10 protein-coding genes are annotated in these 11,719 nt (G+C 42.6%); 3 read left to right on the top strand and 7 right to left on the bottom strand.

The window, feature by feature from the left end; translation table 11 throughout:
• Nucleotides 1-79 precede the first annotated feature (79 nt).
• The 6 genes from ggt to QI63_RS00965 all read right to left on the bottom strand — a co-directional run bounded on the left by ggt (nt 80) and on the right by QI63_RS00965 (nt 7,528).
• The gene (gene ggt / locus QI63_RS00990) at nt 80-1,789 is read right to left on the bottom strand and encodes a gamma-glutamyltransferase (RefSeq protein WP_052185442.1); all 1,710 of its coding nucleotides are present in this window, start codon (nt 1,787-1,789) and stop codon (nt 80-82) included.
• Nucleotides 1,790-1,793: 4 nt separating this feature from the next.
• Entirely contained in the window at nt 1,794-3,167 is a 1,374-nt protein-coding gene (locus QI63_RS00985; protein ID WP_044013069.1) for a sodium:solute symporter family protein, read from the bottom strand.
• A gap of 142 nt (nt 3,168-3,309) precedes the next feature.
• Nucleotides 3,310-5,076 (bottom strand): 6-hydroxymethylpterin diphosphokinase MptE-like protein, encoded by a 1,767-nt coding sequence (locus tag QI63_RS00980; protein ID WP_044013066.1) that lies wholly within the window; start codon nt 5,074-5,076, stop codon nt 3,310-3,312.
• A 5-nt stretch (nt 5,077-5,081) separates the two neighbouring features.
• The gene (locus tag QI63_RS12355; protein WP_235619738.1) at nt 5,082-6,332 is read right to left on the bottom strand and encodes a peptidylprolyl isomerase; all 1,251 of its coding nucleotides are present in this window, start codon (nt 6,330-6,332) and stop codon (nt 5,082-5,084) included.
• An 11-nt stretch (nt 6,333-6,343) separates the two neighbouring features.
• On the bottom strand, nt 6,344-6,559 hold the full coding sequence (locus QI63_RS13190; RefSeq protein WP_044013063.1) for a hypothetical protein: 216 nt from the start codon (nt 6,557-6,559) through the stop codon (nt 6,344-6,346).
• A gap of 318 nt (nt 6,560-6,877) precedes the next feature.
• Complete coding sequence (locus QI63_RS00965) at nt 6,878-7,528, bottom strand: Crp/Fnr family transcriptional regulator (RefSeq protein ID WP_044013062.1); 651 nt, start codon at nt 7,526-7,528, stop codon at nt 6,878-6,880.
• A gap of 93 nt (nt 7,529-7,621) precedes the next feature.
• On the opposite strand from QI63_RS00965, the gene QI63_RS00960 reads away from it, so the two are divergent.
• Entirely contained in the window at nt 7,622-8,917 is a 1,296-nt protein-coding gene (locus tag QI63_RS00960; RefSeq protein ID WP_044013060.1) for an ABC transporter substrate-binding protein, read from the top strand.
• Between the two features lie 58 nt (nt 8,918-8,975).
• Here the strand turns inward: QI63_RS00960 and QI63_RS00955 are convergent, their stop codons facing one another.
• Nucleotides 8,976-9,722 (bottom strand): copper homeostasis protein CutC, encoded by a 747-nt coding sequence (locus tag QI63_RS00955; RefSeq protein WP_044013058.1) that lies wholly within the window; start codon nt 9,720-9,722, stop codon nt 8,976-8,978.
• 144 nt (nt 9,723-9,866) lie between these two features.
• Here QI63_RS00955 and QI63_RS00950 point away from each other — a divergent pair, with 144 nt between their 5' ends.
• Both QI63_RS00950 and QI63_RS00945 read left to right on the top strand, forming a co-directional pair.
• Nucleotides 9,867-10,628: a hypothetical protein gene (locus QI63_RS00950; RefSeq protein WP_044013056.1), complete on the top strand. Its 762-nt coding sequence runs from the start codon at nt 9,867-9,869 to the stop codon at nt 10,626-10,628.
• Between the two features lie 201 nt (nt 10,629-10,829).
• Complete coding sequence (locus tag QI63_RS00945) at nt 10,830-11,711, top strand: helix-turn-helix transcriptional regulator (protein WP_052185441.1); 882 nt, start codon at nt 10,830-10,832, stop codon at nt 11,709-11,711.
• The last annotated feature ends 8 nt before the right edge of the window (nt 11,712-11,719 follow it).

Genomic DNA, 11,719 nt, shown 5'->3' with positions numbered 1-11,719 from the left:
AACTTTTGAGACATCCCCGTATGTTAAAGCCGAATACCGGGCATCTCTAAAAACTCGGTTAGCTTTTAGAGATGCTCTGCTATATTTCCGCAAATCCTATGCCGTCAAAGCTTGCGCCGGAGGAAAAAAGAACTCCTGCGCAGCCATCGACTCGCTTTGTCCGCCCTGCATAAAACCTATCATGTTTTTTCATCACGCAATTTACCATTGTACTCATTGCCTGATGTACGGGAACCTGATGTATGGTATGCAGTGCTGCTTGAAGCTGAGCAACAGTATCGGGTGAAATACCGAATTCGGTTTCTATGCCTTGTTGTTTACTCAGGCAGTTGATATACGGCATATCTACCAGCTGTTCAGGTTCCATATCAAAATCGATTGCATTGACTATTCCTTGCAGCACGCCGGTAATAATTCTCGGACCTCCGGCAGAACCGATGGCCATAAACGGTACTCCTTCTTTAAAAACAATGGTCGGCGACATACTGGAAATCGGTGTTTTTCCGCCGGCTATCGCATTGGAGCTGCCGTACGATAATCCTTGACTGGTCAGTGCCCCCTCCGTTGCGGAAAAATCCGACATTGCATTATTCAATACAAAACCGTAGGCATCTACAACAATACCGCTTCCGAACCAGTCTCTGATGGTCTGCGTTTGCGATACCGTATTCCCATATCGATCCATAATGGAAAAATGAGAGGTGTTCCCTTTATGCTCGTCGAATGCAGTGTCGATGCCCGGTTTATACTCTTGTGCCGTTTTATTGATATGCTCATATTGTAATTTTGCATAATCTTTGCTGAGAATTTTATGCGTGTCGATTTTGATAAAATCGGGATCACCTAATCCGATACTTCTGTCTGCAAAAGCAATCTTCATCGCTTCCGCCAATAGATGTATGTACTGTGCCGAATTATGTCCTGCTTTTTTTATATCCGCATTTTCAAGGATATTCAGCATTTCGAGTACGGTACAGCCTCCTCCGGGCGGAGGAAAGGAATATACGGCGGCATTTCGATAATTGATACTTACGGGTTCACGGAATTTAGGTTGATATTCGGACATATCTTCATAGGAAAAACAACCGCCATGCTCATTTATTGTGTTGATGATTGTCTTTGCTGCTTCTCCGCTATAAAAATAATCAACTCCGGCTGTTGCGATTTTTTCTAAAAGCCGTCCCAGTTTCTCATTTTTTTGCATAGTGCCGAATTCATATCCCTTATCTCCGTTCATAAAATTCTTTTTAAAGGCGGGATAGGTATTCCGTTTTCTGATAACCGAGTCATCCGTACCGGTTATCGAACCGGTAAAGCTTGTCCTAAAACCGTTGAGCGACAACTTGATTGCATCTTGTGCAACCGCCTGCATTGTCATTGTACCGAATTTTTTTAACAAGACATCTAGGCTTTTCAATAATCCCGGAACGGCAACCGATCTTCCGCCTATATCCTTCCATTCGTCGCAAACCTTTCCGTCTTTTAAAAATAAATCTTTTGTCGCATTCCGCGGGGCTATTCCTCTCCCGTCCAATGCATAGACTGCATTTTCCTGCTTTGAGTACGCCAGTGTAAAGCAGCCTCCGCCGATTCCCGAATGATGCGGTTCGACAACGGATAATACCAACGAAACCGCAACGGCAGCATCAAACGCATTTCCGCCATTCCTCAAAACATTCAGTCCTGCTTGAGTGGCATACACATTATTACTGCTGATTGCCCCGTATGTTCCGTTGATAGACGGCCGATTCCATGCAGACGGCCACATATACATTTTCTTTTCCTGCATACGATTATTTACCGCCTTCTTTATATGTCAGTAACGAAACGATTATTCCAACGCCGTATGTAACGATGACAACCGGATAAATCGCTTCAAGCTTATCGCTCAAGCGCAGTAACATCCAAGCTATCCCAACGAGCATACCGCAGAGGATACTCCAGAAAGCGCCTTGCTTGGTAACCTTTTTCCATGTTAAACCGACTAAGATGGAAAAACTGATAGGAGCAGCGGCAACATGCTGGAGCGTTAAAAAGAGATTCGTAAGCGAACGGCTTGGAATAAAAAGTGCAGGTATCAGTGTAAGATATGCAAAAATAAATGTAATCTTTTTGGAAATGCTGAGAACCTTTTTATCATCGGCATTTGGATTGATATCCGTTTTATATACGTTGGTGATAATCGTACCGGTGGCCAGCATCATTGTTGCCATCGTTGCAGCGATAATCATTGTAACGAATGCAAAGATAATACCGCCGAAGAACGGTGAGGTAAAGGTTTTAATAGCATAGGCAAATGCGCTTGTTCCATCACCTAAATCAGCTCCCGAAGCTTTTGCAAGCATTCCGCAGGTTGCCGTAAAGAAACAAATCGGTGCTGCAATAAGATATCCGAGGATCGAACCGGTGCGGGCGGCTTGCGGGGTTTTTGCCGCCAATAACGGCTGAAGTACCGATTGCATAACAGCCGTACTGATACACCCTCCGAATATCCACGCGATGATTCTGTGCAGCGGCATATTTTTCATACTGTCATATCCTTGCGGTAATTTTGCCAGCAATCCGCTAAAGCCTTCAAATTTAGGCAATGTCGTTACAACAAAAATAATGAGTAAGATATAAATACCGATACAGACGATTCTTCCTACTGCTGATGCTCCTTTCATACCCGAAAAACCGGTATAAACGACGGCAACAGTTACACCGATTATCATTGCCGCCATGAAGTTTATATTGGGTAATACAATTTGAATGATGGACGAAACCGTTTTTAACTGAATGGGAATATAGAGAAAACCGTAGACAATCCATGCGTATGAGTACAGTTTTGCCGTTTTATTATCGAATCTGGATTGTAAGTATACAGGAACCGATTCACCGGGCATATTGTTTCGGATTATTTTTGCAAAAACAGCTAATGCAATAAAGTAAAACGATCCGGCTATTGAATACCACGACCCGGCGATGCCGAGGTTATATCCGTTTTGAGCTGCTCCGACAATTGCCATACCGCCGATTTGCCATGCGGCAAAAATAGCACCGAGTGAAACGGCGCTCAGGGACTTATCACCTCCCGACCACTGTGCGGACGACTTAATGGTTGTTCCGGCATAAATACCGATACCGACAACGATTAAAAACGTAATGATCCATGTTGCAATTAACATATTGCTTTCTCCTTTACTTAGCTTATATTATGATATGTAATATATTACATATCATAATATAAGATTACACCACCTTTCAGGAAAATGCAACAAAAAATTCTAAAAATTTTTCAAATTTCTGAAAAAGGAGGTTCCACCGCCGTTAGCTAAGAATTTTTAACAAATACCGCAGCTCGATACCTGCCCGCTTTAGAAAGCCGAGGTCAAGCGAATAGCCGCGTGCTGCATCGGGAAAATGGCTATAGAGGTAGTCGCGCTCTGCGAAGAGTTGTTCCATCATGTGTTCCGATATTGAGCGTTTGCCCTGTAAATGGTCATTCAGCATAGTCAACGCTTCCGCTTCACCGGTAAGATAGGCCTTGAGCGCTTCATATCGTTCGTTTGCAGTGTCTGATTCACAAATGGAATCAAAAAAAGTATCGGCTGCATTTGTCTGTGAGCGACCGGTTCCGATAGCTGTACTGTCCGCATCCGAGGCACAGGCATCGGCAAGTATCCGCTCCGCTTCAGTCATATCAGCTTGTCGGCCGTTCAAGAAGCATCCTTCCGTTCCAATGTCGATAACCCGCTCATTTCCGGAGAAGGTATGGCGATACAGTTCCGCATAGCCGGAAAGCACCGGAGTTGTCCAATAGGAAAGTCCACGCTTCCCGGAAATCCGCTGCATACCGGTAGAGAGACTGAGCTTATACGGCGATTCGGTACGGTTTATTTCCGCAAAGAGTTTTTTTATAGGGCTGCTTCCGGCGGCATGGGTAAGACCGTTTTGCCATGCAAAATCCAAGCCGGTATGCAGTACGGGCAGGTGAGGGGCGGCCAGCGCTAAAGCAAGCTGTATCGCAGTCAATCCTACCGATCCCATTGGCGGAAGTATAAGCGGCTGCAGCGTTTGATAGAGATGTTCCAAATACTTCAGCCGTGCGTACTCGGTGCAAAAAAAGTGTACACTTCCGCCGCATGCTTGCAACGCACGGGGGGAAGCCGTCAGATCGGCAAAGACCGGTATGCTGTATTTGCGCAAGCCGATGAACGCCGAATCAATCCAGTACTGCGATTCCACCAATACGATTGCGTCAGGTTGAATATCGGGTAGAAGCGCTGCGGCTGCGGCATCCACCGCAAGTAAAAAAAAGGAATTTCTATTCTTGATGATAAAATCCCGTACAGTATCGAGCGAAGGACCGGCGCCTACAACCAAAAGAGGCTTGCGGATACGCTCATCGCCGGTGAGTAAACGGAACCTGTTCTTACTCGACGGTGCCCCCCATACAGAGGATTCCGCCGGAGAATTCTCCGGCGATTTCGCGAGTGGCTCCATCATTGGTCTCGTCGGCGAGCTTGCGAGTGATCGCGCAAGCGAGAGGAGATTGCGGAATGTGTTATGTGCGTAATTCCTGCCGAGGTGCATCAGCGTTATCCGGTTTTTCCAAAACCGTGAAATAATTTCATCGGTATACAAACGCACTTCATCATAAAAAGTTTGATTCAGCTGCACCCCGCCTGAACAGGAAAGCACAAGACACTTTTTAAAGGGAAACAGCGGCAAGGATTCTATCTTTTTCAGTACCTCTGCAACCGAATCCGTCCGGATATAAGAAAGTCGCTGCTGTGCAAACGGAGAGAAATCACAATGATCGAGCGAGAACCGCATCAACATTTGATCGCATTCCAGCGCAAGAATATAAGAAGATGCCGGCAGCTTTTCCGTCAATTCTTTAAGCCCGTAGCCTAGTACCGGCGAAAGACAGAGTATTAATGTACAATCGGGTATCTGCAACGATGCAATCTGCGCAGTAATAGCTGCTTGAGGATTGTATTTTGAATAGAGATATTTATTTCGGTATAAAACGGAAAAGCCCCTGTCTGTTTGTATCAGCAGAGGCTTTTCATCTTTGTTGGTGTTAATCAATCTCTTTAGTTGAATACCGAATTAAAATTGTCGGTAAAGTTTTTACTGTTTAAGACAAAATCAATAAAGGTTTGCTGACCCCATGAAAGCTGCTGATAGGCAAGCATAGCAAGCGGATATTCGTAATACCAAATCGATGCGAATTGCCGGTATGACGTTGCGATATTGTTTTGAGTTTCTTCCGAGACTGCTTTCTCTTCGTCAAGCTGCAGTACCAGTACGTTTGCCCCCAGCAAAATCGGCTCCGAAATTTCACCCTGTTTAAGTGCAAAGGCTTTTTTAAAGAAGGTTTCATTCCGTACACCGGCCGTAAAGAAAGTATCCGACTGATAAGAAATTTGCGGTAAAATAGCGGCATTACCGTAGTTTAGTGTTATCGGGTTGCTTGTCTGCACAACCAAATTATTTATAGATGCTTCATGTGCAAATCCGCCGATTTTTGCCGCTTCCATAAAAGTTTTTGCCTTTTGTTCAAGGTAATCTTCGATAATGCCGCGCTCATTCGATTTCATATACGAAAGAACACGGTCTTGAGTTTCGGCCAGTGTAAAATCGGCAGGTGTAACCGGAGCAGTGCATTTTACGATTGCATACCCTGAAGAGGTTTTAACGACGGAACTCACCTCATCGGTACCGAGCTTGAGTACAGTATCAAGATCCTTTGATTCGGGGAATGTCCGGTTTACCGTTGTTCGGTATGGGGATAACAGTTTTCCGTTAGAATCGGTGCCCGCCTTGGTAGAGTTTGTGATAACTGCATCTTCAAACGTGATCTCTCCTTTTTGAAGCGCTTGAGCGGTTTTATTTGCGTCCTCTTGCGAGTTAAATGTCAGCATGAGTAAGTTATGTTCAGCAAATAAATCGGCATGTTCTTCGCCATACGCACGGATTTTATCCTGCGGAAATTGGCTTTCCTCAAATACAACATATTTAAAGGTGCGTTCTTTTTCCGCCATCTTCTGCACGAAAGCAGTTTCTGCCGAGCTTGTTTTCAAGCCGAAGATATTATCGTATGTACCGAAGTTATCTTCGATATAGCGTTGTGCGGTCAGATAATCGATTACTTGCCGTCTATTGGTAAGCCGCTGCTGTTCCGATGTATCCGTATATAATTTTTCAGAATAAGTACCTGTAGAATCCGTATAAAAGGAAATGAGCGCTTTATTGATATTTTTATTCGGCAGATAAAAACCGGCGCTCAGGGCTTCTTCCTGTGCAGCAAGCTGAATCATGGAAGAATTAAATGCGGTTCGCATAATCTGCCGTTCTATAAATTCCTGTGTGCCTTGTTATTATTGTCGTTTCTCAGATACCCGCGTAGTTCGGCAGCACGATGAAGCTGCCGGTATTCCCGCAAAAAAAGCCCGTCAGCAGTGTTGTCAAGTTGCTTGTTTTTCCATTTACCGAGCATTGTTTTAGCATTACTGCCCGATTGCCCGCCTGCTGCCGGAACAAAGACAAACGCAATTACCGAAAAAACCAAAATAATAATACTTCCGATTGCTAAAGTATTTTTTTAAAGCCCGCCATAGTTTTGTTTCCTTAATTATAGATTCTCTATTTAATTTTCAATATGCTTACTTTTTAGATGGACAGTTGATAACTCTACCAGCTTGACCGCGAAATGTCAATCACCGGTTTTGCGGTTATATTGCTTCCCTAAAACCCAATCCGGTAACAAATGGTACCGAGTTCTTGCTTTCGTTATGATATAGTCCGCATAGCTCTAAAAATTGGACTTTTAGAGCCGGTTGCCTGCGGAATTAATAACCCTATTCGGAAGTTTCCGAACAGGGTTAATTTATGCAAGATCTTCGAGTCTATCGATATTAACGGTTACGGTATCTTTGGATATGGTGAGCAGCTTATCTTTTTGCATATTCATCAATTCGCGGGATAGGGAAGGGCGAGGAACGGCAAGATATTCGGCCATAGCTTCTCGGTTCAGTTTAAGCGTTATTTTAGGCTGACCGCGCGCTTGCTGTAACAGATACACGGCTATTTTTTTACGCAAGGTAAATGATGAAAATATCAACAGCTTCTGGTTTAAAAAATAAGCTTTATGTGCAAGAATGGATAAAAGATTCTGTACAATTTTTGTTTGTACGGCGGGCAGTGTTGCAGAAGCTGAAAATATATTTGCCGGAATACTGAGAATTTCCGCATCGGTGATTATCCTGCATGAATAATCGTATGGGGTGGATTGCAAGAATGCATAGACTTCACCGAAGACGGTTTCCGGTGTTTCAAAGCGGTTCATAATGATTCGCTTACCATTGGTATCATTTTTTTCGATTTGGACAACCCCTGATTTAAGAACGAACAATGCCTTGGGGAGGTCTCCTTCAAAGAAAATAAAACTGTCTTTTTGATAAACGGCCGTCTTTGCCTTGACGGCGGTAAGATAGGTTTCCAGTTCCTTTGCGGGAATATCTTTGAATAACGGATTCACAGCGTCCTTCCTTTGCATCGTATGTGGGTCTTTTTTTAGTATCGGTTGTAAATAGTCTGTTATTAAATAGTCTGTTATAAGGAGAAGCAGTAAATGAATAGTTATTTTAGCATGGATGAAACGGTTTTTGACGTTACGGAACGGTACCCCGAAACAATTCGCTATTTGGCGGGGAAGGGATTTACGCCGCTTACTAATCCGGTAATGCGCAAATTGATGGGAAAGAAAATCACGCTTGAAAAAGCCTTCCTTTCAAAGAAGTTAGATATCGATTTATGCGAGCGGGAACTGGTTGAAATTATCGAACAAGCAGCCGCCTCCGGTTTTGCACATATTGATCTCAGTTTAAAGACAAAGAATAATAACCGTGTTGAACCGGATGATGGTAAACAAACGATCAGGATTGAAGGTGTTTTGCCGTGCCCGATACGGATTCCTCTTCTGGAAAGTTTTGAAGCATTTTATTCCGATTATGTCGAAACGCATAAGGAAGAGTTTGAAAAGAAAAACTATAAAATCAGGTATGATCTAAGATCGGCTAATCTCGGTATTGATTGGATAATCGATCTGGCAAAAACCGGTAAAAAAGAAAACCTGCCGGATGTGCTCCTTTCTGCCGGTTTTGAACTGTTTTTTGATAAAAAACTGATGGGCTCTTTTATTGAAAATAAAGAGTTCCACTGCGCACTTGATACGGTCAATAAAGATTTTTGCAATGACTATATCGATTTACGGGATGAGAAAAAAAATTACGCCATTATCGGTGTCGTTCCTGCAATTATGATTGTGAATACCGCACTGTTGGACGGCAGAAAAATGCCGGAAACATGGGAGGATATCTTATCTCCCGAATTTGAACATTCCGTCGCTATTCCGTTCGGCGATTTGGATTTATTTAATTCGGTTATTCTTAATATCTACGCACGTTTCGGGGACGAAGGTATTAAGAAATTAGGGAAGGCTTGTAGTGCCTATATGCATCCCGCTCAAATGGTCAAAGGCGGTAAAGCCGCGGCTGTGCAGCCTGTGGTCAGTATCAGCCCATACTTTTTCTCTAAGATGATAGACGAACGGACTCCTCTTAAAACGGTTTGGCCGGAAGACGGTGCGATTGTCGCTCCTATTTTTATGCTGGTAAAGAAAGATACTGAGGAGTTCACAAAAGATTTTGTATCGTTTTTCCTTTCGGAAAAGACCGGTACGGTTTTTGCGCAAAGCGGTTTCTTCCCATCTACCAATCCGTCCGTCGATAATCGTTTATCGGCCGATAAAAAATTCTCGTGGGTAGGCTGGGATTTTATCTATCAAAATGATATCGGTGTAGTATTGGAAAAAATCAAAGCTGATTTTGAAACCGCTGCCGGCAGCAGCTCCGAAAGCCGCCGATAAAACAGAGGGAACTTCTAAAAGATAGCAGGTTTTAGAGGTTCCCTGATCCCGTCGCTTATTATTTTACGGTGCCGATAATTTCGGACATTGCGCCGAGGTCGGCTGTTTCAAACCGGTCTTCCGGCGGGTAAAGGACTCCGCCGTAGTAGATGGCGGGGTTCCTTGCTGTCGAAGGTTCGGCAACGGCTTTTAACGCTGCAAAGTGGATCTGATTGACGCCGGTACCTTTTACGAGCTTCGCTGCATTTTTCTTTGTAATGCCGCCGCCGGGTAGAATTTCTATGCAGCCTTTTGCGTGCTTAACCATCGCGGCGATCAGCTCCATGCCTTCGTAGGCGGTCGGTTCCTGTCCGCTGGTGAGTACACGGGTAAAGCCGAGATCAATCAAAATATCGAGCGTTTTAAGGGGATCGGGTACGACATCGATGGCGCGGTGGAATACCTTTTCTTTATCGCCTGCAATTTTGATGAGCGCTTCGCACCGCTTTTCGTCTATCGTTCCATTCTTTTTTAAAAAGCCGAATACGATACCGTCCGCTCCGTTGTCAATAAACAGTTTTGCATCTTCTTTCATCGTCTTAAATTCGGATGCGGTGTACAAAAAACCTGCGGCGCGGGGACGAACCATCGTCATCACTTTGAGGTTGGTCTCTTTTTTAACGAGGAGAAGGGTGCCGAGCGATGGGGTTAGCCCTCCCAAAAACAATGAAGAATTTAATTCAATTCTTGCAGCGCCGGCTTTTTCGGCTGCAATCGCATCATCGAGCGAGCCTGCGCAAATTTCAATGGTAATAGTGCTTTTCATTCCGTAATTATAGAATACCCCTTATGAAAGGTCAACGATGTATTTCTCCGGTCTTTTCTAAAAAATATGTTTTCTCGTTGTAAAAACATCGGATATCGATTATGATAGCAAAACCGTTAAGAATATAAGAGAAGGAAAACCGGTATGAAACAATTCATCAATCTTATTCGATCGATCGTATCCGATATGAGACTTCTGGGGAAACCGTTTATCAACTATACGCTTGCCTATATAGGTTTGGCAGTTGTTTCAAACGTGCTTTCTCTGTTTAACAGTTCAAATCAGGCTGTAAACTCTCTTATAACTCTTTTAATTCTTGCCGTAGCTGTTTTGCAAACAGCCGCTATTATCTATTTTCAACGCGCATATATAAAACAACAGATAGGGAATGTCGTTTTTAATTCGATTTTCGCCGTAATTCTACATCTCTATGTTATTTATCTTATTCAGTTGATTATTATCACCATACCGGTTGTCTTTGTTATGCTGATGTTCCGTTCGGTACAGCCGGAAGTATCTGGTTTTGCCTCCGTTATGGATTGGATAGGTAAAGGCTTGGTTTTTATTCTTCTTTTATATTGGTTCAGCCGATTGGTGTTTGTACCGACTATCTTGGTGTATAAAAAAGAAAGTATGAAGATGAAGCATATTATCGCCGAAAGTAAAGCTATTTTCAAAAAAAATTTTTTTGTTGTTCTGCCGTTCTTCTTTATACTGTATGCAACGGCTTTTTATGCCGGTTTTACTCTTATGGACAATCCGCAGTCGTCGCCGTCATTAGTGCGTGTTATCGTTTTAACCTTCAATGCGTATATTTCTTCAATTTTGTATTGTAAACTGGTCATTAACTATCAGCTGCAAATGGCAAGCAGGTATTTGCCTCAGACAACCGGTACGCAGGAGTAAATAGCTACAAAAGGATTTGAAGTAATCCCAGCGAAGTTTTTAGTGATGTCCATGTTATTAGCCCATGCTACTATAAGTAGCGAAAATTTCTCAGATTGTAATATATCATTTCTTTTATAATCACTGCGGTATCGCTATCATTCATTTACAAAACGGGGGATGTTTAAAGTCCGCTCATGCTCTTGATAGAGGAGATTACGTATGAACTTTTCTGGAAAACTTAAAACTTTGCGGAAGCAGCATCATTTGTCACAAGAGGAACTTGCAGAAAAAATCCATGTAAGCCGTCAAGCAATTACAAAATGGGAAAGCGGAAACGGAATTCCTGATATTGGAAATATCATTGCTATTTCAGTTTTGTTCGATGAATCGCTCGATGTGCTTTTAAAAGAAGAAAAAAGTCTTTTATCCAAACATCAATTTTTGTATGAAAGTAAAACGGAATATGATTTAGATACTTTGAAGAAAATCGATGTTAAGATTGGTGTTGCGCATGAGGTCATCATAGAAGAAACAAAAGATGAAAAAATTCAGATTCTGCTGGCTTCAAATAAAATCGCTTCTCTTGCACAGCAGGTAAAAGTTAAGATTGTTGAAAGTGCAAAACGGATGGATATTCTTGTAAAGCGTTCTACAGATTTAAGTGATGCGAATAGTATGGAAAATCTTTTTGTGTTACTCCGTATTCCGGTAAAATTTGTTGCAGATATGGAAATCTATTCAAAGACAGAGAATCTGAAAATTCGGGATATTACATTTGAAGCCTTGGAATTTTCCGGTAAAGTTTCAAACTGTTTTTTTTCAAATGCCGGCGGACATACAGAGCTTGATACGAATTCCAACCTTTATGCAGAAATTGCTCATTACAAAGGAAAAATCGATTTTAATCAGCTCAAGGCGATTTCTAAAATTAAGTTTGCAGAAAATTCAAACTATTATTTAAAAAATGCCGGACTCGGAACTCGTTTTTTGGATTCCGATAAGAATATACTCATCCGTAAACGCGAGAAAAAAGATCCTCAAATTGAAACGGATGTGATTGTGGAATTGAACGGTTGGAAATCGGAAATTCAGATTTTATAAGGAGGATT

Source organism: Treponema sp. OMZ 838, assembly GCF_000775995.1.
Lineage (GTDB): Bacteria > Spirochaetota > Spirochaetia > Treponematales > Treponemataceae > Treponema.
This window is presented reverse-complemented; position numbering and strand designations above follow the sequence as displayed.

Excerpts from the sequence above, each read along its gene's own strand:
- QI63_RS00955 (WP_044013058.1), bottom strand. The coding sequence starts at position 9,722 with ATGAAAAGCACTATTACCATTGAAATTTGCGCAGGCTCGCTCGATGAT.
- QI63_RS12355 (WP_235619738.1), bottom strand. The coding sequence starts at position 6,332 with ATGCGAACCGCATTTAATTCTTCCATGATTCAGCTTGCTGCACAGGAA.
- QI63_RS00960 (WP_044013060.1), top strand. The coding sequence starts at position 7,622 with ATGAATAGTTATTTTAGCATGGATGAAACGGTTTTTGACGTTACGGAA.
- QI63_RS00945 (WP_052185441.1), top strand. The coding sequence starts at position 10,830 with ATGAACTTTTCTGGAAAACTTAAAACTTTGCGGAAGCAGCATCATTTG.
- ggt (WP_052185442.1), bottom strand. The coding sequence starts at position 1,789 with ATGCAGGAAAAGAAAATGTATATGTGGCCGTCTGCATGGAATCGGCCG.
- QI63_RS00985 (WP_044013069.1), bottom strand. The coding sequence starts at position 3,167 with ATGTTAATTGCAACATGGATCATTACGTTTTTAATCGTTGTCGGTATC.
- QI63_RS00950 (WP_044013056.1), top strand. The coding sequence starts at position 9,867 with ATGAAACAATTCATCAATCTTATTCGATCGATCGTATCCGATATGAGA.